This window comes from Pseudomonas sp. SLBN-26 (assembly GCF_006715895.1).
Classification (GTDB): domain Bacteria; phylum Pseudomonadota; class Gammaproteobacteria; order Pseudomonadales; family Pseudomonadaceae; genus Metapseudomonas; species Metapseudomonas otitidis.
The window spans coordinates 2,274,944-2,300,405 of sequence record NZ_VFOB01000001.1 but is presented as its reverse complement, the minus strand read 5'-3'; the positions used below and the strand labels follow the sequence as shown (position 1 = coordinate 2,300,405).

Here is a 25,462-nt window from a genome sequence, read left to right as displayed (position 1 = left end):
GGGGGACGGCCGGAAACGGCCCGGAAGGCAGGCGCCGTGGATGAGGGGGGATCATCCACGGCGTGGCGGGCTTACTTGGCGCAGCTGACGGTTTCGTACACGAAGTACTTCACCAGGTCGCGGTCGGTTCGGTTCCACACCTCGCCGACCGAACGCACGCCCTGGCTCTGGCCCACCGGGCCGGCGATGCTGCCGCACCAGCAGCGCGGGTAGGTGCCGCGGTACAGGGTGCCGCCGATGACCACGGCGACGTGGCCGTTGTTGCGCGCGGGGTTGTGGTCGCTGCCTTTCAGGCCGGCGATCACGAACCAGCCCTGGGAGGCCTTCTGCGCCGCTTCCGCGCCGCTCTTCAGTTCCTTCCAGCCGCCGGCCTGGGGCAGGCCGGACATGATGGCGTCGGCATTGCCGGCGGGGATCGGCACGTTGAGGGCGGCGGCAACCGATTGGAGGAAGCCGGAGCAGTTGTTCTTGTTCTTGGTGCCGGCGATGAAGCTTTCATCCCAGGCGGCCGTGCAGGCGTTGACGATGCAGGTATCGAGGCTCATTGACGTTCCCTATCAGGGTTTGCAGAACGGTTGGACGGGTTGGCGCGCCTGTTTCTTGCAGCTGCCGAGCGAGTCGCCGTCGCACTGGCTGCCCAGCACCAGCTGCTCGCCCACCACGGCGGCGCGCTTGCCGGAGACGTCCAGGCGGTGGATGGCCTTGCAGGTGGCGGTGTCGTAGGCCACCAGTTCGCTGTTGGAGCCGCTGTACTCGAAAGTCACCAGGCGCTTCTCGTCACGGCTCAGGTACAGGGGTTCACGGGCCCAGATGCCACCGTCCTCGATGTTGCAGCCCTTGCCGCTGGCGGTGTCGCGCAGCACCACGGGGGGCTCGGGGAAGGCATCCGGCTCTTTGATCTCGGGGTTCTCGTTGGTGAAGCTGACCTCCAGGTGCTGGCCCTTGCCGACGAAGACGTTCGGCGCTGCGGCGCTGGCACTGAGGGGGAGCGGTGCGAAACCACAATCGGCGGCCTGGGTGCAGGCACAGAGGAACAGGGCGGCAAGGCCACCGGCGAGGGCTTTCATGACGATCTCCTGTGGAGCATGCGATGGGGTGGCGACCCTCGGGGGGCGGCCGGGTGGCGAACGGGCGTGGTGCCCGTCGACGTCCCTGTGGCTGCGCCGACTGTCCCTGATGGTCCGGCGTGGCGCGAAGGATACGCCTGACGCCGTGTACGGAAAATGACGCGGTTCACGGATGCGGCGGCCTGCAGGGTGCCGCTTGACGGCGTGTCAACCGGCGCCATGCGGGCCTGACAACTCCGGGACTGCCTCGCTCCGCTTGGCGCGGAATACTGGGTCCGTCTTTCCATCAATCCAGGGAAACGGGAGCCTCCATGAGCCTGCGCAACGAACTGATCCGCCAACTGCTGGTTATCGTCAACGCTGACTTCGACTACGACTCGGACCGCATGCCGGCCCGCCGCCTGCACGAAGCCGAACTGGTCGGCCTGGAGTCCAGGGACCTGCCCCATTCGCTCCGATCCTGGTGTGGTGTGGATTTTGCCGGCCTGGCCTGCAAGGGACGGGATGCCACACTCAGTTCCTGCCGCCTGGCTCGTGCCGATGACGCCCAGGTGTCGATGCTGGTGGACTTCTACCAACGGGCCTACCTCAGCAGTCCCACCGCTGCGGAGGCTGCCAGTTACCAGGGCACGCCCATCGTGCGAATGATCGAGGAGCGGGCGACCCAGGATCTGGAACTGATCGCCGCACTGGCCGATGGTGGCGAAGTCGTCCTTGCCAACCCGACCTTCGAGGGCACCGAGTACTTCGGCCTGGCCGGCCACCCGGCGCTGGCCAAGCTGGTCTGGAACAACCTGGTGGGGACCTACACCAGCCTGGGCATGGGCTACATCAATCCGCCGCTGACGGACGAGGAGCGCCTGGCGTCCTCGATTATCGACATGGATCACGAAAGCCTTTTCCTGCTCTTCACAAAGCGGGCGCTGGTACTGCAGATTGATGCTGGCACCTCGCTATTGCTTCACGCACTGGACGACAAGGTGCTGCAGGATGTGCGGGACATCCTGCCCGAGGCCCTGGGCCTCTGTGTCTTTCCTCTGCAATGACCCCCTCAGGTGGCCACGGGGCCGCCGACTCGAACAAGGACGCCAACGGATGGAACACGCAAGAAAAGTGATGGAGATGGCTGGATTCTTCGCCGGTCATGCAGTGCAGAGCGTTTCGGACGGGGAGATGCTCATTCCCATCGTCGGTTACCTCGGGGTGGACCAGAGCTCGCGGATGGTGCGCCTGGCCATGGGCAGTTCGGCAGAAGCCATGCAGGCCGGCGAGGCCCGTATCAGCGAACTGGACGGCGACACCCTGGGCGCGGTGTTCATCCGCGACGGCATGGTGACCCTGCCCACGGGCAAGACCGATTGCCTGATCGCCGATGTGCGCTTCGCCTCCGACCGTGGGCGGCGCTTCCAGTGGTTGCTGCCTTACCGCAATGCCAGCCACGCCTCGGGCTTCGCCGTGCACAAACCCGAGGTCCTGGAGGAGGCGGGCTTTTCCGCAGATGAGATCAAGACACTGGGCCAGGTGTTCTTCAGCGGCATGGAGCGTCACGAACAGGGCTGGACGCTGTGGAATGCCCACTACGTCGAACAGGCTGGCGAGAGCTCCGGGTCTGCGGGGCAGGAAAATACCGACTTCAGTGCCGAGGAATTCCATGCCCTGCGCCGTTCACCGGTGCTGGTGTTCCTGCTGGTGGCGGCCTCCGACGGCAAGTTCGACAAGAAGGAGGTGGAGGCCTTCATGAAGCAACTGGTGACCCTGGCCGGTTCGGGCAGCCCGCTGTTCTCGCGGGTGGCTACCAACGTCGTCGGCAACGCCCCAGCCCTGTTGCAGGAACTGGTGAGCACACCGATGGACTACTCGGCGGAGCTGGTGCGCGTCCGCGAGATTCTCCAGGCTCGCGTAGCGGCCGACGACGCGCGGATCTACTGCGAAACCCTGGTGGCGCTGGGCAAGGCCGTGGCCGCGTCGGCCGGTGGCTTCCTCGGTTTCGGCAGCAAGATCAGCAAGCAGGAAAAGGCGGCTCTCGAGCACATCGCCCTCAACCTGGGTGTCAGCTACAGCTGAGCCTGAGCGCAGGGGGCGGCTCCTGCCCCCTGCCGTTCCTCTGGATTTCTCTGGCCCGCCGTTTGGCGGGCCTTTTCCTGCTCCGCCCTGTGGGGCGTTTCACCTGGATTGTCCGATGCAGAACCCGTTGTTCTCACAGTTGCTCACCCTCTACATGCGGCGCATCCGCGCCAGCGCGGCCGGTGTCGCCACCGAAATCGGCCTCAGCCGCGAGGCGGTCAACAACTGGCGCAACGGGTTGTCCCTGCCCAACCCGAAGTTCCGTGATCGCCTGCTGGCGTGTGCGCGCTACCTGCGCCTGACCGAGGCCGAGACCAACCGCCTGTTCGAGGCGGCGGGTTTCGAGCAGGAGTTTCCCCTGCAGCAGGAGGCATCGGGGGGCGGTCCCTTCGCCGGTTTCATCGAGGGGCTTTTCGAGCGGCTGGGGCGGTTGGCGCCGTTCCCCATCCTCATGCTCCTGTCCCAGGCCCACTGGGGGCAGCCGCCGTTCCGCCAGGCCCTGCTGGCGCGGGCGCGGGCCCTGTACGGCGAGGCTTCGGTGTTGCACGTGCAGCCGCCATTCAGCACCAGCACCGCCAGCGCCGACTATTTCGCAGCCATCGGCCGGCAGTGCGGGTTTGCCGATGTGGGTTCCGACTATGAATTCGAGGCCGCGCTGGAGCGCCGCCTGCTCGATGGCGAGCGGCTGTTCTGCCTGGTCAGCCGTTTCGAGCAGGGCACCGAGACCCAGCGCGAGACCCTCGCTGGCATCCTGCGCAGCCTCAGCGAGATGCATGGCGGCCAGTTGCACCTGCTGCTCTGCGGTGGCGAGGCCCTGGCGGACCTGAAGTACCGCAGCGGCGACCTGTCGTTGCTCAACATCGCCCAGGTGGTGCACTGGCCGGAGCTGGGCCACGGCGACCTGGATGCGCTGGCGCGGCAGCGTTGGCCGGGCCGCGCCTTCGCTCCGGCGGCGCTGGGCGTGCTGCTGCAGGTGACGGGCGGGCACCCGGCCCTGGTGGAGGAGGGGCTGCAGGCACTGGTCGACCAGGCGCTGGAGCCCTCGCCTGAATCCCTGCACCGGCAACTTCTGGGTAGCGAGCGGCTCTGGCAGGCCTTTGTACCGCTGGTGGAGGACGCTGTGGCGAGGACCCGCATGCAGGAGCGCTTGCAGGCCGATGACCTGGGGCGGGCCCATCCTTACCTGGCGGATGCCGAGTTGCGGCGGCTGTTCTGGAGCAACCTGATCACGGCCCGGGAGACCGAGGCGGGGGCTCGCCTGTGCTGGCGCTCCAGCGTGATTCGCGAGGCCGGGCTGAAGGTGATCGACGCATGTTCCGGTCGCTGATCCGGCGCCCGGGCGCTGCCCGGTTGCTGCTGGTGGCCTTCGTCGCGCTGTTCGTGGGCAGCCTGGTGCTGACGCCTCACCTCAACCCGTTCAGCCGGGGCCGTGTGCTGGCGATCACTGCCATGGACCGGGTCTGGGGCGATGTGATGGATGTGCGCCGCAAGCTGATGGATGTCCAGCAGATCGAAGGGGACTGGCCGGCGGACATCACGCCCTACCTGCCCCCGGCGGATCGCAGCAGCGTGCGCATCGAGTCGCCTGCGCCCTATCGCCTGGTGGTGAAGGTGGTGGACCAGGACGAGATGGGCTCCCTGGCGGGCACGCAGATGATCCTCGACTTCGACCGGCAACTGAACATGTCCAGTTGCCGACCGGGCAGCCCGCCATTCCCCCAGGGCTATCTGCCCCTGAACTGCCAGGAGGCGGACAAGGCTCGCGTCCCCATCATCGATACCCTGCATGCGGTGGTGATCGCCTGCGGTGTGCTGTTCGCTATTGCGACGCTGTTGTTGCTGCTCCGCCACCCGCTGTTGATGCCGGTGCAGATGCGGCCGTCCCGCCTGCTGCGTTTGCCGGTGGGGCAACTGGTTCGGCTGGATCGCCTGCTGGGCCTGCTGGGGCGCCGTGAGTCGACGTTGATGGCGGCCGGAACCAATGTCGGGCGCTGGCGCCAGGCCCTGACCTTTGCCCGGGGCACGGCCTCGCAGCGCCTGGGTGCCCTGGCCTTGCGCCTTGGGGCGGAGTACCGGCCGAGCAGCGGCTGGAGCCTCCCGGGGGTGATGGGGGAGTGGTTGTTCAAGGGCGAGTTGCCGGTGTCCATGGACCGCTGCCTGGTCTATCTGCCGGAGCCTGGGCTGGCCGACGAGTTGCTGCTGCAGCACCTGCGCGCCCAGCAGACCGGGCTCGACGTGATGCTGGTGGTGCGCGAGGAGGCGGGCGAGGCCCTGCGGGACCATTGTGCCGATCCCGCCAACCTGCTGGTGCTGGTGGACGAGGCGGCCCAGACCGAGCTGTTGCTGGCGACGCGGCCCATCGAGGTGCTGCTGCGCCTGCTGGCGGCCCAGCTGCGGGTGACGCGCATCTCGCCCTACCAGACCCGTGGAGGCGTGGTGCGCCCGGGCTCGTTCTTCGGTCGGGCGCAGATGCTGGCCCGCGTGCTGAACCGGGAGCCGGCCAATTACCTGGTGGTGGGCGGCCGGCAACTGGGCAAGAGCAGCCTGCTGAAGGCCGTGCAGCGCCGCTTGCAGGACCATCCTCACCTGGCCTGCCACTACGTTTCACTGCGTGATCACCGCCTGGCGCCGCGCTTGGCGTTGCAGTTCGGCTTGCCTGCCGAAACGGCGCTGGAGCAGGTGGTGGAGCACCTGGCTGCGCAGTGCGTGGGCAAGCGGCTGTTCCTGCTGATCGACGAGGCGGACCTGTTCTTCCGGGACGAGGCCCAGCACGGGTATGGGCAGCTTTCCACCCTGCGGGCGCTGAGCGAGGAGGGGCGCTGCTGGTTCATGCTCGCCGGCTTCTGGGACCTCTACGCCACGGCCGTGCTGGACTACCAGTCGCCCCTGCGCAACTTCGGCGAGGTGCTGACGGTGGGCGCGCTGGAAGTGGAGGCGTGCCGGGAACTGGCTCGGGTGCCGCTGGAGCTGCTACGGCTGGGGTTTGCCAACGATTCGCTCATCGAGGACCTGGTGGAGGCCAGTGGGCGCCGGGCCAACCTGGTGGCGATTCTCTGCCAGGAATGCCTGGAAGGCTTGCAGCCGGGTGAGCGGGCCATCGAACGCCGGCACCTGCAGGCGGCGATCTCTTCCCAGGCCGTGCGCGACGCCTTGGCCGGCTGGGGTCGGCTCAGCCACGACGAGCGTGCCTGCCGGCTGGACCGGATCCTGGTCTACCAGGTTGCCTGCAACGGTGCGGTTCGCCTGGCGGACCTGGTGGAACGCTTCCGTGGGCGCGGTGTTCGGGTCGAGGCGGACGAGTTGCAGCGTTCGCTTTCGCGCCTGTTGCTGGCCTATGTGCTGCAGCGGGAGGCAGGGGCTTATGGTTTCGCTGTTCCGCTCCTGGCTCATCAGTTCGATGTGGCGGAAACCCGTGTGCTGCTGGAGCAGGAGTTCGAGGCATTGGCGCTGCAAGCCGTCTGACCGGGCCTTTGTCACTGCGCGACGGAGGCGGGGCCGGTAGAATCCCTGCTTTCCGTTTCGCTTCGTTCAAGGATGATGTCATGCGCCATCGCCTGTTGTCGTTCGTGTTCCTGCTCTGCGCAGGCTCTGGGGTGCAGGCTGCATCGGTGTCCTACACCCGTGATGTGCAGCCGATCTTCGAAAAGAAGTGCGTGGCCTGCCATGCCTGCTATGACTCGCCCTGCCAGTTGAACCTGGGCAGTGCCGAGGGTGCCGCCCGTGGGGCCACCAAGCAGCCGGTCTATGACGGCACGCGGACCCAGGCCCAGGCCACCACGCGGCTCTACTTCGATGCCCACAGCGAGGCGGCCTGGCGGCAGAAGGATTTCTATTCGGTGCTCAACGGCCAGGGACCCCAGGCTGCCCTGATGGCGCGCATGCTGGAGCTGGGCCACAGCAACCCGCCGACGCCCAATGCGAAGCTGCCGGAGGACCTGGACATCGGCATCAACCGGCAGAACCAGTGCCCGACGCCTGCTGAGTTCGATGACTATGCGCGGCGTTACGCCCATGCCGGCATGCCCTTCGCGGTGACCGGGCTGGACGCGCAGGAGTACCAGACCCTCCAGCGCTGGCTGGGTGCCGGGGCGCCGGTGGAGGAGCAGGCACCGCTGCCGACGCCGAGCGAGGCGGCCCAGGTGGCACAGTGGGAGGCGCTGCTCAACGCGCCCGGTGCCCGTGAGGTGCTGGTGGGGCGCTGGTTGTTCGAGCACCTGTTCCTGGCACACCTGTACTTCGACGGTGGGCGCAGTGGCCACTTCTTCCAGTTGGTGCGCTCGCGCACACCCAGTGGCCAGCCCATCGACCCCATCGCTACCCGCCGGCCGAACGATGACCCGGGCACCACCTTCTACTACCGGATGTGGCCGATCCAGGGGGCCATCGTCCACAAGACCCACATCACCTACCCGCTGAGCGCGGAGAAGATGAAGCGGGTCCGCGAGCTGTTCTTCTCCAGCAACTGGAACACCGACAAGGTGCCGGGCTACGGGGCCCAGCGCCGGGCCAATCCGTTCGAGACCTTCGAGGCGATCCCGGCCCGGGCCCGCTACCAGTTCATGCTGGACAACGCGGAGTACTTCGTTCGCACCTTCATCCGCGGGCCGGTATGCCGCGGGCAGATCGCCACCGACGTGATCCGCGACAACTTCTGGGCAATGTTCCAGGACCCGGCGCACGACCTGTACGTCACCGATGCCGCCTACCGTGGCCAGGCCACGCCACTGCTGGCGATGCCGGGGCAGTTCGACGACATCGGCAACCTGCTGGGGCTGTGGCTGAGCTACCGGGACAAGCGCAACGCCTACGAGAAGCTGCGCCAGGAAGCCTATGCGGCGGCTCCGGCGCCCACCTGGAGCACCCTCTGGGCGGGCAATGACAATGCGCTGCTGTCGATCTACCGGCAGTTCGACAGCGCATCGGTGCGCAAGGGGCTGATCGGTCAGGTGCCGCAGACGATGTGGCTGTTGGACTACCCGTTGCTGGAGCGCACCTACTACCAGCTGGTGGTGAATTTCGACGTGTTCGGCAACGTGTCCCACCAGGCGCAGACCCGCCTCTATTTCGACCTGATCCGCAATGGCGCGGAGGTGAATTTCCTGCGCCTGATGCCAGCGGCATCGCGGGATGGGTTGCTGGATGACTGGTACCAGAACAGCGGCAAATTGAAGATGTGGCTGGATTACGAGGCCATCGACAACGACGCCCCGACCGGGCTGTTCCTGCCGGTGGAGGGGGCCAAGGGCGCCTTTGCCGCCGAGCTGGTCAAGCGCTTCGAGGGGCTCAACGCCCGGCCGGACCCGATCAACCGCTGCACGGCAAATTGCTACCGCCCGGGCATCGACCCCGCGTTGCAGGACGCCGAGCAGGCGCTGAGCCAGTTGGTCAGTCGCCCGGCGGCAGGGCTGCGGGTGATCGAGCAGTTGCCCGAGGCGACCTTGCTGAGGGTGGAGCTGCCCAATGGCAAGCGCGAGGTCTACAGCGTGCTGCGCAACCGCGCCCACAGCAACGTGGCCTTCATGATGGGCGAGGAGCTCCGCTACCAGCCCGGCCTGGACACCCTGACCATCTACCCGGGCGTGCTCACCAGCTACCCGAACTTCATCTTCGCTTTGCGCGCCGACGAGGTGCCGGACTTCGTCACCGCCCTGGGGCGGGTGAAGGACACGGCAGCCTTCGACAAGGTGGTGGAGCGCTGGGGCATCCGCCGTAGTCACCCGCAGTTCTGGTTCTACTTCCACGACCTGTCGGCCTACATCCGCGAGACCGAGCCGGTGGAGGCGGGCGTGCTGGACATGAACCGCTACCAGAACCTCTGAGGCGCGCTGCAGTGCTCTTTCCACCGGGAAGAGCGCTGCCTGGAGCCCGGGCTGAGCTAATCGGGAATAATTCCTACTAAATTACTGGGACTTTATCCGTCGGACCGGATTGGCGTACACTGCGCGCCATGTTCGCGAGGAGTTGCCATGAGCGCCATCACCATTACCCAGGCAGCCCAGGATTACCTGGCTGACCTGCTGTCGAAGCAGAACACCCCCGGCATCGGTATCCGCATCTTCATCACTCAGCCCGGCACCCAGTACGCCGAGACGTGCATCGCCTACTGCAAGCCCAGCGAGCAGAAGCCCGAGGACACGCCCCTGGCCCTGGCGTCCTTCACGGCGTGGATCGATGCCGTCAGTGAGCCCTTCCTCGAAGACGCGGTGGTGGACTATGCGACCGACCGCATGGGCGGCCAGCTGACCATCAAGGCGCCGAATGCCAAGGTGCCGATGGTCAACGAGGACAGCCCGCTCAACGAGCGCATCGACTATTACCTGCAGACCGAGATCAACCCCGGCCTGGCCAGCCACGGCGGCCAGGTGAGCCTGGTGGACGTGGTCGAGGAAGGCATCGCCGTGCTGCGTTTCGGCGGCGGCTGCCAGGGCTGCGGCATGGTCGACATGACGCTGAAGGACGGTGTCGAGAAGACCCTGATGGAGCGCATCCCCGAGCTCAAGGGCGTGCGTGACGTCACCGACCACAGCAACCGCGAGAACGCCTACTACTGAGGCGTTGCGCGAAGCAGAGAGAGGCAGCCTACGGGCTGCCTTTTTCGTTTTCGGGACTGGGGGCGGTTGGCGCCGAGGCTGCTGACTCGTCGGGCCCGACGTGGTTGTCGCCAGCGGGTGAGACGGGGTGCGGGGCGATGGTCTGGCCGAGGATGTCCAGGACACGCTGCAGGCCTTCGGGCATCAGTGTCTGGCGGGCGTGTACGTCTATGTTGTATTCGACGCCGTACTTCCGGCTTGTGTCGCTGCCTTTGACGTCAGGCGATGGCATCGCGACCGGGGCGTTGATCGTCCCCCAGACCGGCTGGCCCGAGGTTGGGCTGGACAGGTCGATTCCCGGGAGTGGAAGTTCGTGCGCCGACGCTTCTGCGGCGGTGGAGGCATCGTGCGGGTCGGTTATCGGCTTCGACATCGTGCTGGGCCTTGTGGTTGGGGTGGGCCGGTAGCGGGCAACTCTAGCCGTTGGCAGGGCGGCCGGCGAGCAAGGCGGCTGTGCTCAGTGCGCCTTGTGTGGGCGAACGCTGGCTGCCAGCAAGGCGATGACCAGCAGCGGCAGCATGCCGAGGTTCACGGCGGCCCAGCCCAGGCCGGTGATGAGGGCACCGGAGGCGAAGGACGCGCAGGCTGCCACCAGGCTGTTGCTCAGCTCCATCAGGGCCTGGGCCTGGCCCCGCTCGGCACTGTCGTGGCCTTCCGCAAGCACGGTGGTGCCGGCGACCAGCATGAGGTTCCATCCCAGGCCGAGGCACATCGAGCTGACCAGGAAATGGCTGCGCGCCAGGCCTGTAAGGGCGGTGGCCGCGCTGATGGCCAGCAGCAGGATGCCGAGCCGTGCCACCTGGCGGCTGCCGAAGCGGTCCACCAGCGGGCCGGCGGCGAACGCCGGGAGGAACATGCCCAGGACGTGCCAGCGGATCACTTCCGAGCCTTCTTCGATCGACAGCCCGCACAGGCTCATGGCCAGGGGCGTGGCGTTCATCACCAGGATCATCAGGCCGTGCCCGATGGCGGTGGTGGCGATGGCTGCGCGCACCAGGGGGCGGGCCAGCAATGCGCGTGTCGAGGCCCAGCCGGTTCGTGGGGCAGGGGGTGCATCGCCTTCACGCAGGCGATGAAGCAGCAGCAGGGCGAGCGCGGCCAGTGCCGCGATGGCGAGGTAGGCGCCGACGAAGGGTGTCGGCAGGGCGTTGCGCGACCACAGCGCCAGGCTGGGTGCCAGCAGGGCGGCGCAGATGCCGCCGCCGATCACGTAGGCGGTGGCACGGCCCTTCTGCTCCGGCGGGACCGCTTCCTGGGCGGCGAAGCGGTAGTACATCGCCGAGGCCTGGTAGGCCCCGATGGGCAAGGCGCCCAGGCACAGTAGGCTGAAGTCGCCGAGCCAGACGCCCAGGGCGCTGGTCAGGCCGCCGAGGATGCCCCCGGCCGCTCCGAGCATCAGGCCCGGGCGGCGGCCGTGGCGTTGCATGAACACCGACAGCGGCTGCACGGCGAGCAGGTTGCCCAGCACCAGCAGTGCCAGCGGCAGGGTGGCGAGGGCGTTGGCCGGCGCCAGTTGGAGGCCGATCAGCGCGGTCAGGGTGATGCCGATCAGCGAGCAGCTCCAGTACAGCGCTTGGCAGGCGAACAGCAGGCGGACTCCGGGGTTGCTCAGCAGAAGGGGCATGCGGTGGCCTACCAGTACTTGGGGTAGCGGGCCTCGCGGCTCGCGTTGTTGTAGAGCAGGGCGACGAAGACCAGGAGCAGTGCACCGCTGAGGGTGGGGTAGAGCAGGAAGTCCCAGCCGGGCTGCAGCAGGAAGATGATCACCGGGTTGGAGCCGGCCGGTGGGTGCACGGTGCGGGTCACCATCATCAGGGCGATGGCGCTGCCGACGGCAAGGGCAATGGCCCACCAGTGGGGCCCGCAGAGGGCCAGGAATATCAGGCCTACCAGGCTGCTGAGGACGTGGCCGAGCACCACGTTGCGTGGCTGCGAGAAGGGGACGTCGGGGAAGCCGAAGACCAGCACGCAGGAGGCACCGAAGGAGCCCAGCAGCAGGCTGAGGGTGAGTGCGTCGCCCAGGCCGGCGATGCCGGCAATGGCCAGCACGCCGCCGAACCAGGCGAGGATCACCTGGCGCGAAGCGGGACGAGGGGGCAGGGCGGCGGCGTCGCCCCGGAGCTTCTTGGCGAATTCGAGCATGGTGACTCCAGCTTAGGCGTGCTTCAGGCAGCCATTGGGGTGGTGGATGCGTTGGGTTGACGGTGGGTTGGCCGCCAGCTTCGCGTCGGGCCGTATGGGGCGGCTCACCAGTGTGCCGGCGCAGTTGGGGCAGCGCCCGTCCAGGTGGTCTTCGGCGCAGTCACGGCAGAAGGTGCATTCGAAGGAGCAGATCATGGCGTCGGTGGCGGCTGGCGGCAGGTCCTTGTCGCAGCATTCGCAGTTGGGGCGCAGTTCGAGCATCGCGGTTCTCCGGGTCAGGGGCGGCCGAAGCGCTCGGCGTATTCCTGGGGACTGATGGACAGGTGCTTGTGGAAGGTGCGGCGCAGGTTCTCGGGGTGACCGAAGCCGGTGAGGCGGGAGACGGTCGAGATGGAGGCCTGGGCGTCCTGCAACAGGTTGCGCGCGGCCTCCAGGCGCACCCGCTCGACGTACTGGCCGGGCCCCATGCCCAGCTCCTGGCTGAAGAGCCGGGAGAGGGTGCGCGGCGACAGGTTCGCCTGGCTGGCGAGGGTGTCGAGGCTGAGGTCTTCGCCGAGGTGGAGGGGGATCCACTCCAGCAGGGCGGCGAGGCGTGATGTGCGGTGCGGGTCCGGCGCCAGCAGCGGGCTGAACTGCGCCTGGCCGCCGGGGCGCCGCAGGAAGAGCACCAGGCGCCGGGCGACTGCCAGTGCGATGGAGCGGCCGAGGTCGGCCTCCACCAGGGCGAGGGCCAGGTCGATGCCGGCGGTGACCCCGGCCGAGGTGAAGACATGGGGATCGCCGTCGCGGCCACAGGCATCGTAGGTGTGCAGGCGGTCGCCCTGGACGTCCACGGCGGCATGGCAGCGCAGTGTGTCGACGTCGGACCAGTGGGTGGTGGCGGTCCGGCCGTCCAGCAGGCCGGCGGCCGCAAGAATGAGGGCGCCGGAGCAGATCGAGCCGAGGCGGCGGACCTTGGGTTCGGCATCACGCAGCCAGCCAAGGAGGGGCGCATGGCTGCGTAGCGGCTCAACGCCGAAACCGCCCGGTACGAGCAGGGTGTCGAGGGTTTCCGCCGGGCAGTTGCTGCAGGCCTGCTCCGCCAGCAGGGCAAAGCCGGCTGAGGTGCGCACCGGCCCAGCCTCCAGGCCGAGCAGGAGGATGCGGTAGGGCGCGGGCAGGCCCTGGCGCTCTCGCTCGACATTGGCAGACGCGAAGACCTGCAGAGGGCCGGTCACGTCGAGGCTCATCACATCGGGGAAAGCCAGGCAGGCGATGGTCAGTGGGGTGTCCATGGCGTTCGCTTCAAGGGGGACGCCATCAGTGTGGAGGTCGGAGGTCGTGGCGACAACGACAACAAGCCCACGGATCTTGCCAATCCGCTGCTTGGGAAAGAGGGGAGAAGGTGGAGGGGATCAGGTCAGCGGCGAGCCGTGTGGACGGCTCGCCGGCGCAGTGGGCACAGCGCGGAAGAGGATTATTCCGGCATCTTCCACGGGTCGAGGCGGTAGCCCTGGCGTGACAGCTCCTCGCGGGACTGCTTGAGGACGCTGGCCAGTTGGGCCGGGTCGGTGTAGGTGCTGGTGGTGAGTTTCGAGCGGCCCAGCAGGCGGGTGTTGGTGCGGTCGATCACGCTGATGCTGAGTTCACCGCTGCCATCCTGGGGAGCCCAGGCGACGCACTGGTAGGGTTGGAAGGCGCGGCCGGCGATGATCAAGGCTTCGTTGACGCGGAGCGGAGCGTTCATTGGGGGATTCTCTCCATATTGTGCCCAAGGGTTGACTTGGCCGCCGCCAATGTGGCTGGGCGGTGTCGTGGATATGGATGGCTGATTCCCCGCTATAAGTCACAGCGAGTCGCGCTTTGGAAACAATTTGTCGCCAGGATGAATGGTGCAGTGTGCACAGGTCGCATTTCTGTCATCTGACGCTGGGGCGAGGTCCCATAAAACATGGGGTTCCGGTTGGGGGCGAGCGCTATCATGCGGGCCTCTTCCCGGTTGCTAACAAGGTGGTTTCCTTGCGCCGTTCCCGATTTGTTGCCTGTTCCCGCCAGGTCGTGATGGCCTGCCTCGTTCCATTCCTGCTGGTGGCCTGCGCGGGGCACGATCCCGCCGATGATCCGCGCGTGCGGGCCCTGCCGATGGTGGTGGAGCTGAGCAGCGTGCCGTTCTTCGCCCAGCAGACTTATCAGAGTGCGCCGGCTTCCCTGGCTGCGCTGTTTGGCTTCCAGGGAGAAACGGTGACGCCGGGAATGGTGGAGAAGGCGTTGCAACTGCCTGAGGCCGAGGCGTCGCTTGCTCAGCGGATTCCTGTGGTCGCCCACCAGCATGGTCTGTTGGTGTACCCGCTCGATAAACATCTGGAGGACCTGCTGGTCCAGGTGTCGGCTGGCAACCCGGTACTGGTGCATCTGCGCCAGGGCTATGGCTGGCTGCCGTCGTGGCGTTATGCGGTGCTGGTCGGATTCGACCGGGAGCGTGAGGTGGTGCTGTTGCGGTTGGCCGGTGATCGTCGGGCCCAGGTCGGGTTTGCCGAGTTCGCGGCAGACTGGGCCGCCGCTGGGCACTGGGCCGTGCTGCTTCAGGCGCCCAACGTGCTGCCGGTGGCGGCTGATATGGCTCGCTGGCAGGCAGCGGCGGATGCGCTGGCGGCTGCGGGTCAGGTGGATGCGGCGGACATGGCGAGGAAACAGGTGCGCTGAATGTGCATCGTCCCAATGAAAACGGCGCCCTGTGGCGCCGTTTTCATTCAAGGATGGAGCATCAGAAGCCCAGCTTGTCGCGCAGGCTGTAGTACCAGGCGCCGAGGGCGCTGAAGGGTACCTGGAACAGGTGGCCGCCTGGGAACGGGTAGTGCGGCAGGCTGGCGAAGGCGTCGAAACGCTCGGCCTGGCCGCGCAGTGCCTCTGCCAGCACCTTGCCGGCGAGGTGGGTGTAGGTGACACCGTGGCCGCTGCAGCCCTGGGAGTAGTAGATGTTGTCGCCAAGACGACCCACCTGGGGCAGGCGGGACAGGGTCAGCAGGAAGTTGCCGGTCCAGGCGAAGTCGATCTTCACGTTCTTCAGCTGTGGGAAGGTCTTGAGCATCTTCGGGCGGATGATGGCCTCGATGTTCGACGGATCGCGTGCACCGTAGACCACGCCACCGCCGTAGATCAGGCGGTTGTCGCCAGACAGGCGGAAGTAGTCCAGCAGGTAGTTGCAGTCTTCCACGCAGTAGTCCTGCGGCAGCAGGCTGCGGGCCATCTCGTCCGACAGCGGCTCGGTGGTGATCACCTGGGTGCCGCACGGCATCGACTTGGCCATCAGTTCCGGCAGCAGGTTGCCCAGGTAGGCGTTGCCGGCGACGACGACGAACTTGGCCTTTACCGACCCTTTGGGGGTGTAGACCACCGGGTTATCGCCACGCTCGACGCGGATGGCCGGGCTTTGCTCGTGGATCACGCCGCCCAGGGACTCCACTGCCGCTGCCTCGCCGAGGGCCAGGTTCAGCGGGTGGATGTGGCCGCCGCTCATGTCGAGCATGCCGCCAATGTAGTTCTCGCTCGCCACTACTTCGCGGATGCGCTTGCCATCCAGCAGTTCCAGCTGGGTGTGGCCGTAGCGCTCCCAGAGCTTCTTCTGGGATTCCAGGTGGCCCATCTGTTTGGCAGTAAAGGCGGCGAATACGCCACCGTCCTTCAGGTCGCACTTGATGTCGTACTTGGCGATGCGCTCGCGGATGATGCGTCCGCCTTCAAACGCCATCTGGCCGAGCAGTTGGGCCTGCTTGGGGCCGACGGTGCGTTCGATGACATCGATGTCACGGCTGTAGCTGTTGACGATCTGGCCACCGTTGCGCCCCGATGCGCCGAAGCCGACCTTGGCCGCTTCCACGATGGTGACCTTGAAGCCGTTCTCCAGCAGGAAAAGGGCGGTGGAAAGGCCGGTATAGCCCGCGCCGATGATGCAGACGTCGGTCTGCGTCTCGCCTTCCAGTTCCGGACGGGCCGGAACCGGGTTGGCGGAGGCGGCGTAATAGGATTGGGGGTAGGGAGTGTGCGTCATCTTGAATCTCTGTTTTTTATTTTTTACGGATGGCGAGATGCTACCCGAGTTGAAAATAGCCGGCTAGCCTCCGTGCAAGATAATTGACGAGGGGCTGAACAGTAAAAGCTCCACTTTTTCAGTCAGTTAGCGAAAAAAGTTGTTGACACCAAAATTTAACCCCGTAGAATGCGCACCCATCGAAGGCACATAGCTCAGTTGGTTAGAGCACCACCTTGACATGGTGGGGGTCGTTGGTTCGAGTCCAATTGTGCCTACCAAATCAAGCCGAAAGGCTTAGCAGAAAGGGCGATCCGAAAGGATCGCCCTTTTTGTTTTTGGCTTCGTGGTCACGCTTCAGGCAGCTGCGATATGGCCGATCAGCATGCCATGAGCAATCGTGTAGAGGCTGCCGTTTGCCCTGAGGGTGAGTGGTTCTCGGCTGAGAATTCGGCCGCCGCTCTGGATCAGTTCATCAATGTGCGCACGCAGTGCGAGGTATCTCCGTTGTTCTTTCATTGCGCGCCCTCCCGAGGGTGGCGGGTTACCCGCTTGAGCTTAGGTGTGCGAGCGATCTGTCAGGTTGCTGTGCTGGGTTTGTGTGATCCGTGTCTCGTTTCGGCGTGAGTTACGGATGTGCGGTGGGTGGTGAGGTGTCGCTGGCTAAATGCTCTGTGAGGCCCAATTCCTGCTTGTCACTGCGTTGTCTTTCTGAAAGCATTCGCGTTTCCCGAAATACCTCCAGTGACCCTGGTTCGGTCAGGTTGGCCTGAAAGGGCTCTGCCATCGTGTGGCAGGTATACCGCCGGATCATTTACTGGCTCATCCCAACCCATGTGGCCTTTGGTAGAGGTCACCACTAGGAGAGGAGGCGCCATGCCCATCATTACTCTTCCCGACGGCAGTCAGCGTTCGTTCGATAAACCCGTTTCCGTGCTCGAGGTGGCTCAGTCCATCGGTGCTGGTCTGGCCAAGGCCACGCTGGCGGGTCGGGTCAACGGCAAGTTGGTCGATGCTTGTGACCTGATCGAAGCCGACGCCACCCTGCAAATCATCACGCCGAAGGACGAGGAGGGGCTGGAGATCATCCGTCACTCCTGTGCTCACCTGGTCGGGCATGCGGTCAAGCAGCTCTATCCCAGTGCCAAGATGGTCATTGGGCCGGTGATTGACGAGGGCTTCTATTACGACATCGCGTTCGAGCGCCCCTTCACGCCGGACGACATGGCGGCCATCGAGAAGCGCATGGCCGAGCTGATCGACAAGGATTACGACGTCATCAAGAAGGTGACGCCGCGTGCGGAGGTGATCGAGACCTTCAAGGCGCGAGGCGAGGAGTACAAGCTTCGCCTGGTCGATGACATGCCGGACGAGAAGGCCATGGGTCTGTACTTCCATGAGGAGTACGTGGACATGTGCCGTGGCCCGCACGTGCCGAACACGCGTTTCCTCAAGGCCTTCAAGCTCACCAAGATTTCGGGTGCCTACTGGCGCGGCGACTCCAAGAACGAGCAGTTGCAGCGTGTCTATGGCACTGCCTGGGCTGACAAGAAGCAGCTGGCTGCTTATGTCCAGCGCATCGAAGAGGCCGAGAAGCGGGATCACCGCCGTATCGGCAAGCAGCTGGACCTCTTCCACCTCCAGGAAGAAGCGCCGGGCATGGTGTTCTGGCACCCCAATGGCTGGACCGTCTATCAGGTGCTCGAGCAGTACATGCGTCAGGTTCAGCGTGAGCATGGCTATGTCGAGGTGCGGACGCCCCAGGTGGTCGATCGCATCCTGTGGGAGCGCTCCGGCCACTGGTCCAACTACGCCGAGAACATGTTCACCACCGCGTCCGAGAGTCGCGACTATGCCGTGAAGCCGATGAACTGCCCGTGCCACGTGCAGATCTTCAATCAGGGGTTGAAGTCCTATCGCGATCTCCCGCTGCGCCTGGCTGAATTCGGTGCCTGCCACCGCAATGAGCCGTCGGGCGCGCTGCACGGCATCATGCGCGTGCGCGGCTTTACCCAGGACGACGCCCACATCTTCTGCACCGAAGAGCAGGTGAAGAAGGAGGCTGCGGACTTCATCAAGCTAACCTTGCAGGTCTATTCCGACTTCGGCTTCAGTGACATTTCCATGAAGCTCTCGACCCGCCCGGCCAAGCGCGTGGGGTCCGAGGAGTTGTGGGATCGGGCTGAAGGGGCTCTGGCTGACGCGCTGAACGAGTCGGGCCTGGCCTGGGAATACCAGCCGGGTGAGGGGGCTTTCTACGGTCCGAAGATCGAATTCACCCTCAAGGACTGCCTGGGTCGTAACTGGCAGTGCGGTACCCTGCAGTACGATCCGAACCTGCCTGATCGGCTCGATGCCAGCTACATCGCCGAAGATAACAACCGCAAGCGCCCGGTCATGCTTCACCGCGCGATCCTCGGTTCCTTCGAGCGCTTCATCGGCATGCTCATCGAGCACTATGCAGGGTCGTTCCCGGCGTGGCTGGCGCCGACCCAGGCGGTGATCATGAATATCACCGACAAACAGGCGGATTTTGCCCTGGAGGTCGAAAAGACTCTCAACCAAAGCGGGTTCCGTGCCAAGTCCGACTTGAGAAACGAAAAAATCGGCTTTAAAATCCGCGAGCATACTTTGCTCAAGGTTCCCTATCTCCTGGTTATCGGAGACAGGGAAGTTGAGACACGATCCGTTGCTGTGCGCACCCGTGAAGGCGTCGATCTGGGCTCCATGCCCCTCGAGCAATTCGTCACCACGCTCGCGCAGACGGTTTCCCGGCGTGGTCGCCAAGAATCGGAGTAATCACTATTAAGCGTGAAATGAGACAAGATAAACGAGCTGCACCCAAGGCCCCGATCAACGAGAACATCACGGCTCGAGAGGTGCGACTTATTGGTGCAGACGGCCAGCAAATTGGCGTCGTCTCGATCGATGAAGCGCTTCGCGCTGCTGATGAAGCAAAGCTGGACCTCGTAGAGATCTCGGCAGACGCGGTACCGCCTGTCTGCCGGATCATGGACTACGGCAAGCACCTCTTCGAGAAGAAGAAGCAGGCTGCTGCAGCCAAGAAGAATCAGCACCAGCAACAGATCAAAGAGATCAAGTTTCGTCCAGGGACGGAAGAAGGAGATTACCAGGTAAAACTACGCAACCTGGTACGTTTCCTTAATGATGGGGACAAGGCCAAGGTATCGCTTCGATTCCGCGGCCGTGAGATGGCTCACCAGGAGCTGGGTATGGAACTGCTGAAGCGGGTCGAAACTGACCTTGCTGAAATCGGAACCGTCGAACAGCATCCCAAGCTGGAAGGACGCCAGCTGATGATGGTCATCGCTCCCAAAAAGAAAAAGTAACCACCAGGGCACTGGCAGGCCTTGCGGTTATGCGTAATCACTCAATGCGGAGTATCCGAACATGCCAAAGATGAAAACCAAGAGCGGTGCAGCCAAGCGTTTCCTCAAGACCGCTTCCGGCTACAAGCACAAGCACGCTTTCAAGAGCCACATCCTGACCAAGATGTCCACCAAGCGTAAGCGTCAACTTCGCGGTAGCGAACTGATGCATCCGTCGGACAAAGCAAAAGTCGAGCGCATGCTGCGCGTTCGTTAATCGGTCAAGACTAGAGGAATACACTCATGGCTCGTGTTAAGCGTGGCGTTATCGCTCGTGCTCGTCATAAAAAAATTCTGAAACTCGCCAAAGGCTACTACGGTGCTCGCTCTCGCGTGTTCCGCGTTGCCAAGCAAGCGGTAATCAAGGCAGGCCAATACGCCTACCGTGACCGCCGTCAGCGCAAGCGTCAGTTCCGCGCTCTGTGGATCGCTCGTATCAACGCTGGTGCTCGTCAGAACGGTCTGTCCTACAGCCGCCTGATCGCTGGCCTGAAAAAAGCGGCCATCGAGATCGACCGCAAGGTTCTGGCCGATCTGGCAGTGAACGAAAAAGCGGCGTTTGCTGCGATTGTCGAGAAAGCTAAGGCCGTTCTGGCTTAAGTCCCCGACAATCACCGGGCCATCCCGGTGCTGAACGTCACCAATAGGGGAAGGGCCTTGGCTCTTCCCCTATTTCGTATCTGGAGTCAGTAAATGGAAAATCTGGATGCGCTGGTCTCTCAAGCGCTTGAGGCCGTGCAACAAACCGAAGACGTGAATGCTCTCGAACAGATTCGCGTTCAGTACCTCGGCAAGAAAGGCGAGCTGACCCAGGTGATGAAGACCCTGGGTGACCTGCCTGCAGACGAGCGGCCCAAGGTCGGTGCGCTGATCAATGCCGCCAAAGAGCGCGTCCAGGACGCCCTCAACGCCCGTAAGGACTCGCTTGAGCAAGCTGCATTGGCAGCCAAGCTCGCGGCCGAGCGGATCGATGTCACCCTTCCGGGACGCGGCCAGGTATCTGGCGGCCTGCATCCGGTTACCCGTACTCTCGAGCGCGTCGAGCAGTTCTTCACCCGCATCGGCTACGGCATCGCCGAAGGCCCGGAGGTTGAAGACGACTATCACAACTTCGAAGCGCTCAACATCCCTGGCCACCACCCGGCCCGGGCGATGCACGATACCTTCTATTTCAACGCCAACATGTTGCTGCGCACCCACACCTCCCCGGTCCAGGTGCGCACCATGGAGTCCCAACAGCCGCCGATCCGCATCGTCTGCCCCGGTCGTGTTTATCGCTGTGACTCGGATATCACGCATTCGCCGATGTTCCATCAGGTCGAAGGCCTGCTGGTCGACGAAGGCATCAGCTTCGCCGACCTGAAAGGCACCATCGAGGAGTTCCTCCGCGTCTTCTTCGAGAAGGACTTGGGCGTGCGTTTCCGCCCCTCGTTCTTCCCCTTCACCGAGCCGTCCGCCGAAGTCGACATGCAGTGCGTCATGTGTTCCGGCAAAGGCTGCCGCGTCTGCAAGCAGACCGGCTGGCTAGAAGTGATGGGTTGCGGCATGGTCCACCCCAATGTTCTGCGCATGTCCGGCATCGACCCCGAGAAGTACCAGGGCTTTGCCTTCGGCATGGGCGTCGAGCGTTTGGCCATGCTGCGCTATGGCGTCAACGATTTGCGCCTGTTCTTCGACAACGACCTGCGCTTCCTCGCGCAATTCCGCTAGGTCGTAGTCCACGTAACGAATTCCTCAGGAGAGCAGGATGAAATTCAGTGAACAGTGGCTGCGGAGCTGGGTAAGCCCGCAGGTATCCCGCGACGAGCTGGTGGCTCGTCTGTCGATGGCCGGCCTGGAAGTGGACAGCGTCACGCCTGTCGCCGGCGCGTTCAGTGGCGTTGTGGTGGGCGAAGTGCTCAGCACCGAGCAGCACCCCGATGCCGACAAGCTGCGTGTATGCCAGGTCAGTAATGGCAGCGAGACCTTCCAGGTGGTGTGCGGTGCGCCCAACGTGCGCCCCGGCCTGAAGATCCCCTTCGCCATGATCGGTGCCGAGCTGCCCGGCGACTTCAAGATCAAGAAAGCCAAGCTTCGCGGCGTCGAGTCCTTCGGCATGCTCTGCTCTGCCAGTGAGCTGCAGATCAGCGACGAGAACGCCGGACTGATGGAGCTGGCTGCCGATGCGCCAGTCGGGCAGGACATCCGGGCCTACCTCGGCCTGGATGACGTCGTCATCGAACTGGGCCTCACGCCCAACCGTGGCGATTGCCTCAACATGTCTGGTCTGGCCCGTGAAGTGGGTGCCTTGTATGCGGCACCCGTCACCCCTGTAGCGATCAGCCCGGTCGCACCGACTCACGACGAAGTTCGCCCGGTGGACGTGCTGGCACCGAAGGCTTGCCCGCGCTATCTCGGTCGGGTGGTGCGTAATGTCGACCTCTCCAAGCCCACTCCGTTGTGGATGGTCGAGCGCCTTCGCCGGGCGGACGTGCGCAGCATTGATGCAGCCGTCGATATCACCAACTACGTGATGCTTGAGCTCGGCCAACCGATGCACGCGTTTGACCTTGCCGAAATCAATGGCGGCATCCGCGTGCGCATGGCGGAGGAGGGGGAGAAGCTCGTCCTGCTCGATGGCCAGGAGGTCAGTCTGCGTGGTGACACCCTCGTCATCGCCGACCACGGCCGTGCCCTGGCTATCGCAGGGGTAATGGGGGGCGAGCACAGCGGCGTCAGCGACAAGACCCGCGACCTGTTCCTTGAGGCTGCTTTCTTCGACACCATCGCCGTTGCTGGCAAGGCCCGCTCCTATGGCTTGCACACCGACTCTTCGCATCGCTTCGAGCGTGGCGTGGACTGGCAGCTTGCTCGCCAGGCCATGGAGCGCGCCACTGCGTTGCTGCTGGAGATCGTGGGGGGGGAAGCTGGCCCGATCATCGAGGCTGTAAGTGAGGCAGATCTGCCGAGCGTTGCCCCAGTCATCCTGCGTGCCGAGCGTATTACCCAGATGCTGGGCATGGAGATGGACGCCGCCGAGGTCGAGCGCTTGCTTACTGCGCTGGGTCTGGGCGTCACCTCTGTTGCGCCGGGGCAGTGGAAGGTTTCAGTGCCCAGTCACCGCTTCGACATCAGCCTGGAAGTGGATCTGATCGAAGAGCTTGGTCGTCTCTATGGCTACAACCGCCTGCCGGTTCGCTACCCGCAAGCGCGCCTCGCGCCTCGCGCTCGTGCCGAATCTGCAGTCGAGCTGCCGGCCTTGCGTCGCCTGCTGGTTGCCCGGGGCTATCAGGAAGCGATCACCTACAGCTTCATCGATCCCAAGTTGTTCGAGCTGTTCAATCCTGGCGCCAAGCCGCTCATGCTGGCCAACCCCATCTCGAACGACATGGCTGCCATGCGTTCCTCGCTGTGGCCGGGTTTGGTCAAGGCGCTGCAGCATAACCTCAACCGTCAGCAGAGCCGTGTTCGCCTGTTTGAAAGTGGCCTTCGCTTCGTCGGCCAACTCGAAGGCCTGAAGCAGGAAGCGATGATCGCCGGTGTCGTCTGTGGCAAGCGCCTGCCGGAGGCCTGGGCCCATGGCCGCGAAGGCGTGGATTTCTATGACGCCAAGGCCGACGTCGAGGCGCTGTTGGGTGCAGCTGGCGCGTTGGACGCGTTCAGCTTCGTGCCGGGCGAGCATCCGGCGCTGCATCCGGGGCAAACCGCTCGCATCGAACGAGATGGCAAGCTGGTTGGCTACCTCGGCGCCATTCACCCCGAACTGGTCAAGAGCCTCGATCTTGACCAGCCCGTCTATCTCTTCGAACTCGTGCTGGCTGAGGTCATGAGTGGACGCCTGCCCACGTTCAGCGAGCTGTCGCGCTTCCCCGAAGTGCGTCGTGACCTGGCCGTCCTGGTTGATCGTGAGGTCGCCGCTGAAGCCGTCCTCAAGACGATTCGCGAAGCTGCCGGGGAGTGGTTGACGGACCTCAGGCTATTTGACGTCTATCACGGTAAAGGTATTGATCCGCTTAGAAAAAGCCTGGCCGTCGGCTTGACCTGGCAACATCCATCGCGCACTCTTAACGACGATGAGGTGAACACCACAACCCAGAACATCGTCACCTCGCTGGAAGGTAGGTTCAACGCCACGTTAAGGAAGTAGCGTATGGGGGCTCTGACGAAAGCTGAGATGGCTGAACGTCTGTATGAAGAGCTTGGCCTGAACAAACGGGAAGCCAAGGAACTGGTCGAACTGTTTTTCGAGGAAATCCGTCAGGCGCTGGAGCAGAACGAACAGGTGAAATTGTCCGGTTTCGGCAACTTCGATCTGCGCGACAAACGCCAGCGCCCCGGACGCAACCCGAAGACAGGCGAGGAAATCCCGATCACGGCACGCCGTGTCGTGACGTTCCGTCCGGGCCAAAAACTGAAAGCCAGAGTTGAAGCTTATGCTGGAACCAAGTCATAACGACGAACTGCCACCTATTCCTGGCAAGCGTTATTTCACCATTGGCGAGGTCAGCGAGCTCTGCGCAGTCAAGCCCCATGTGCTGCGTTACTGGGAGCAGGAATTTCCCCAGCTCAACCCAGTCAAGCGGCGGGGTAACCGCCGCTACTACCAGCGCCAGGATGTGCTGATGATTCGGCAGATCCGGGCGTTGCTGTACGATCAAGGCTTTACTATCGGCGGGGCGCGTCAGCGCCTTTCCGGTGACGAAGCCAAGGATGACACCACCCAGTACAGGCAGCTGATACGGCAGATGATTGCCGAGCTTGAAGACGTCCTCGTCGTACTGCGTAAGTGAAAAAAATCCAAAAAAAACCTTCCATAATTCAAAAGCTTAAAGTATAGTTCGCGTCGTTCCGGTGACGGAGCTAGCAACAAATGTCGGGGCGTAGCGCAGCCTGGTAGCGCACTTGCATGGGGTGCAAGGGGTCGAGTGTTCGAATCACTCCGTCCCGACCAAATAACTCCACGACTTAGGCCAGTTCAGAGATGAGCTGGCCTTTTTCGTTTCAGGGACTTTTGCGGGACTTTTCATCCTGCCTTCCTCCTCAGTATCGTCAGCGCCGGTCCTCGCGAGTCCGTCGCCGATATCTTGTTGGCCTCATCGATCAGTTTTCCCAGCTCCGCCGCCGAGTAGTGACTGGTGATGCTGCCGTTCTTGTGGCCCAGCAGGGCCCGTCTGTCTTCCTCGGTTACACCGGCTGCCCGGAGTCTTCTCCCGAAGGTGTGCTTCAGGTCGTGGATGCGGATCGAGGCAAACCCCTTCGGTGCCGGTCGCAGGAAGCGTTCCTGGTACTTCTTCGCCGCCCGGATCCGGGCCTTCTTCCAGGCGCTATCGTTCATCCGATGAACCGGTGTCGCCTTGCCGTTCCTGTCGGGCATCCCATACGGGAATACCCAGACCGGATCCAGGCCACGCTGTCCCTCGATGACCGATTTGGCCACCGCGTTCAGCACGACCAGCCGTTCCTCTCCGTTCTTCACACCCGATCCTTTGTCCCTGCCTCCAAAATCCGAAGGAATCAGGAACACGCTAGTGTCGAGCTCTGGCACCGGGATCTCCCAGTCCCACCTCGGCTTGACCACTTCTTGCTCCCGGGAGCCGCAGTTGACCTTGTAAAGCGCCATTCGGCGCAGGTGGTCTGGCAGTTCCGAGAACAGCAGCGATTGCTCTTCCCACGAAAGCGGGTAGGGCGTTCGCCTCGATCGCTTCTCGTCCTGCTTGCTGATCATCGGTACCGTGTCCAGCCAGGGCCGTTTCTCTTCGTCACGCCATTTCCGGGCGCATAGGTTGAGAATGCGGATGACCTTCTCCAGGGCGATGTTCACCGTCCTTGGGGTTACACCAGGCTTCACCTTGCCGGTCGATGTCCTGCTCGGCTTCAGCTTGTCCCTGATGTACGGGGCAAGCGACTCGTCATCGACGTGCGTGAGCGGTAGGTCGCCGATGTAGGGATCCAACTGCTCGAGGTAGATGGCGGCCAGACCGATCGACGGCATGTCCTTATACTCCATCAGGTAGCGGGTCGCGGCTTCGCGCCAGCTCCTGACTCGGCGAATACCGTAGACCTTCTCCTGTCGGAGCTTCTCGAGCCGGTGTATCAGGTACTGTTCTGCTTCCTCCCGGTTGCTTGTGCCAGTGCTTTCTTGAAGTCGCTGACCTCTGACGACCTTGTCGACGTGCCAGATTCCGTTTCTCTCGTAGAGGCCAGTGATGGTTTTTCGCGCCATGG

General features: G+C 64.0%; 26 protein-coding genes and 2 tRNA genes. 17 read left to right on the top strand and 11 right to left on the bottom strand.

What is annotated here, in order from left to right:
- Positions 1-71 precede the first annotated feature (71 nt).
- Both FBY21_RS10520 and FBY21_RS10515 read right to left on the bottom strand, forming a co-directional pair.
- The gene (locus FBY21_RS10520; RefSeq protein ID WP_142010881.1) at positions 72-545 is read right to left on the bottom strand and encodes a hypothetical protein; all 474 of its coding nucleotides are present in this window, start codon (positions 543-545) and stop codon (positions 72-74) included.
- A gap of 12 nt (positions 546-557) precedes the next feature.
- The gene (locus FBY21_RS10515) at positions 558-1,067 is read right to left on the bottom strand and encodes a hypothetical protein (protein WP_074968836.1); all 510 of its coding nucleotides are present in this window, start codon (positions 1,065-1,067) and stop codon (positions 558-560) included.
- A 311-nt stretch (positions 1,068-1,378) separates the two neighbouring features.
- Here FBY21_RS10515 and FBY21_RS10510 point away from each other — a divergent pair, with 311 nt between their 5' ends.
- From FBY21_RS10510 to nfuA, 6 genes are all read left to right on the top strand, one after another.
- Positions 1,379-2,113, top strand: coding sequence for a hypothetical protein (locus FBY21_RS10510; protein ID WP_142010879.1), 735 nt, complete (start codon positions 1,379-1,381; stop codon positions 2,111-2,113).
- A 49-nt stretch (positions 2,114-2,162) separates the two neighbouring features.
- The gene (locus FBY21_RS10505; protein ID WP_142010875.1) at positions 2,163-3,131 is read left to right on the top strand and encodes a hypothetical protein; all 969 of its coding nucleotides are present in this window, start codon (positions 2,163-2,165) and stop codon (positions 3,129-3,131) included.
- 115 nt (positions 3,132-3,246) lie between these two features.
- A complete protein-coding gene (locus FBY21_RS10500) occupies positions 3,247-4,458 on the top strand; it encodes a hypothetical protein (RefSeq protein ID WP_142010873.1) in 1,212 nt (403 codons plus the stop codon).
- Positions 4,443-6,593, top strand: coding sequence for an AAA family ATPase (locus FBY21_RS10495; RefSeq protein ID WP_142010870.1), 2,151 nt, complete (start codon positions 4,443-4,445; stop codon positions 6,591-6,593). The genes FBY21_RS10500 and FBY21_RS10495 overlap by 16 nt, the downstream gene beginning before the upstream one ends.
- 80 nt (positions 6,594-6,673) lie before the next feature.
- On the top strand, positions 6,674-8,950 hold the full coding sequence (locus tag FBY21_RS10490; protein ID WP_142010868.1) for a fatty acid cis/trans isomerase: 2,277 nt from the start codon (positions 6,674-6,676) through the stop codon (positions 8,948-8,950).
- A gap of 147 nt (positions 8,951-9,097) precedes the next feature.
- Positions 9,098-9,682 (top strand): Fe-S biogenesis protein NfuA, encoded by a 585-nt coding sequence (nfuA, locus tag FBY21_RS10485; protein WP_044401745.1) that lies wholly within the window; start codon positions 9,098-9,100, stop codon positions 9,680-9,682.
- Positions 9,683-9,710: 28 nt separating this feature from the next.
- Here nfuA and FBY21_RS10480 read toward each other — a convergent pair whose 3' ends face one another.
- The 6 genes from FBY21_RS10480 to FBY21_RS10455 form a co-directional block, all read right to left on the bottom strand.
- Positions 9,711-10,094, bottom strand: coding sequence for a DUF2589 domain-containing protein (locus FBY21_RS10480; protein WP_142010866.1), 384 nt, complete (start codon positions 10,092-10,094; stop codon positions 9,711-9,713).
- An 84-nt stretch (positions 10,095-10,178) separates the two neighbouring features.
- Positions 10,179-11,345: an MFS transporter gene (locus FBY21_RS10475; RefSeq protein WP_142010863.1), complete on the bottom strand. Its 1,167-nt coding sequence runs from the start codon at positions 11,343-11,345 to the stop codon at positions 10,179-10,181.
- Between the two features lie 8 nt (positions 11,346-11,353).
- Entirely contained in the window at positions 11,354-11,863 is a 510-nt protein-coding gene (locus FBY21_RS10470; RefSeq protein WP_142010861.1) for an HPP family protein, read from the bottom strand.
- Positions 11,864-11,875: 12 nt separating this feature from the next.
- The gene (locus FBY21_RS10465; protein WP_142010858.1) at positions 11,876-12,124 is read right to left on the bottom strand and encodes a DUF1272 domain-containing protein; all 249 of its coding nucleotides are present in this window, start codon (positions 12,122-12,124) and stop codon (positions 11,876-11,878) included.
- Positions 12,125-12,138: 14 nt separating this feature from the next.
- Complete coding sequence (locus FBY21_RS10460) at positions 12,139-13,137, bottom strand: GlxA family transcriptional regulator (RefSeq protein ID WP_142010855.1); 999 nt, start codon at positions 13,135-13,137, stop codon at positions 12,139-12,141.
- A 182-nt stretch (positions 13,138-13,319) separates the two neighbouring features.
- Positions 13,320-13,589, bottom strand: a complete 270-nt coding sequence (locus tag FBY21_RS10455; protein WP_142010853.1) for a hypothetical protein — start codon at positions 13,587-13,589, stop codon at positions 13,320-13,322.
- A 272-nt stretch (positions 13,590-13,861) separates the two neighbouring features.
- On the opposite strand from FBY21_RS10455, the gene FBY21_RS10450 reads away from it, so the two are divergent.
- A complete protein-coding gene (locus FBY21_RS10450) occupies positions 13,862-14,545 on the top strand; it encodes a PA2778 family cysteine peptidase (RefSeq protein ID WP_232060812.1) in 684 nt (227 codons plus the stop codon).
- A 61-nt stretch (positions 14,546-14,606) separates the two neighbouring features.
- Here FBY21_RS10450 and FBY21_RS10445 read toward each other — a convergent pair whose 3' ends face one another.
- Positions 14,607-15,890 carry an NAD(P)/FAD-dependent oxidoreductase gene (locus FBY21_RS10445; RefSeq protein WP_142010850.1) on the bottom strand — a complete coding sequence of 428 codons (1,284 nt, stop codon included), beginning with the start codon at positions 15,888-15,890 and terminating at the stop codon, positions 14,607-14,609.
- A gap of 183 nt (positions 15,891-16,073) precedes the next feature.
- Between FBY21_RS10445 and FBY21_RS10435 the strand changes: the two genes are divergently transcribed.
- Positions 16,074-16,150: transfer RNA gene (locus tag FBY21_RS10435), tRNA-Val, on the top strand.
- Between the two features lie 76 nt (positions 16,151-16,226).
- On the opposite strand, the gene FBY21_RS29565 is transcribed toward FBY21_RS10435, so the two are convergent.
- Positions 16,227-16,388 (bottom strand): hypothetical protein, encoded by a 162-nt coding sequence (locus FBY21_RS29565; protein ID WP_172433107.1) that lies wholly within the window; start codon positions 16,386-16,388, stop codon positions 16,227-16,229.
- Positions 16,389-16,745: 357 nt separating this feature from the next.
- Between FBY21_RS29565 and thrS the strand changes: the two genes are divergently transcribed.
- The 9 genes from thrS to FBY21_RS10390 all read left to right on the top strand — a co-directional run bounded on the left by thrS (position 16,746) and on the right by FBY21_RS10390 (position 24,188).
- Complete coding sequence (gene thrS, locus FBY21_RS10430) at positions 16,746-18,668, top strand: threonine--tRNA ligase (RefSeq protein WP_142010847.1); 1,923 nt, start codon at positions 16,746-16,748, stop codon at positions 18,666-18,668.
- On the top strand, positions 18,668-19,219 hold the full coding sequence (gene infC / locus FBY21_RS10425; RefSeq protein ID WP_170832300.1) for a translation initiation factor IF-3: 552 nt from the start codon (positions 18,668-18,670) through the stop codon (positions 19,217-19,219). Before thrS ends, infC begins: the two co-directional genes overlap by 1 nt.
- Positions 19,220-19,280: 61 nt before the next feature.
- The gene (rpmI, locus tag FBY21_RS10420) at positions 19,281-19,475 is read left to right on the top strand and encodes a 50S ribosomal protein L35 (protein ID WP_044401775.1); all 195 of its coding nucleotides are present in this window, start codon (positions 19,281-19,283) and stop codon (positions 19,473-19,475) included.
- Between the two features lie 26 nt (positions 19,476-19,501).
- A complete protein-coding gene (rplT, locus tag FBY21_RS10415; RefSeq protein ID WP_044874620.1) occupies positions 19,502-19,858 on the top strand; it encodes a 50S ribosomal protein L20 in 357 nt (118 codons plus the stop codon).
- Between the two features lie 93 nt (positions 19,859-19,951).
- Positions 19,952-20,968, top strand: coding sequence for a phenylalanine--tRNA ligase subunit alpha (pheS, locus tag FBY21_RS10410; RefSeq protein ID WP_044401781.1), 1,017 nt, complete (start codon positions 19,952-19,954; stop codon positions 20,966-20,968).
- Between the two features lie 37 nt (positions 20,969-21,005).
- Positions 21,006-23,384 (top strand): phenylalanine--tRNA ligase subunit beta, encoded by a 2,379-nt coding sequence (gene pheT, locus FBY21_RS10405; RefSeq protein ID WP_142010845.1) that lies wholly within the window; start codon positions 21,006-21,008, stop codon positions 23,382-23,384.
- Positions 23,385-23,387: 3 nt separating this feature from the next.
- Positions 23,388-23,690, top strand: a complete 303-nt coding sequence (ihfA, locus tag FBY21_RS10400) for an integration host factor subunit alpha (RefSeq protein ID WP_044401787.1) — start codon at positions 23,388-23,390, stop codon at positions 23,688-23,690.
- On the top strand, positions 23,671-24,027 hold the full coding sequence (locus FBY21_RS10395) for a MerR family transcriptional regulator (RefSeq protein ID WP_142010843.1): 357 nt from the start codon (positions 23,671-23,673) through the stop codon (positions 24,025-24,027). Before ihfA ends, FBY21_RS10395 begins: the two co-directional genes overlap by 20 nt.
- 84 nt (positions 24,028-24,111) lie before the next feature.
- A tRNA-Pro gene (locus FBY21_RS10390) sits at positions 24,112-24,188 on the top strand.
- A gap of 72 nt (positions 24,189-24,260) precedes the next feature.
- Here FBY21_RS10390 and FBY21_RS10385 read toward each other — a convergent pair.
- Complete coding sequence (locus FBY21_RS10385; protein WP_142010841.1) at positions 24,261-25,460, bottom strand: tyrosine-type recombinase/integrase; 1,200 nt, start codon at positions 25,458-25,460, stop codon at positions 24,261-24,263.
- Positions 25,461-25,462: the final 2 nt, after the last annotated feature.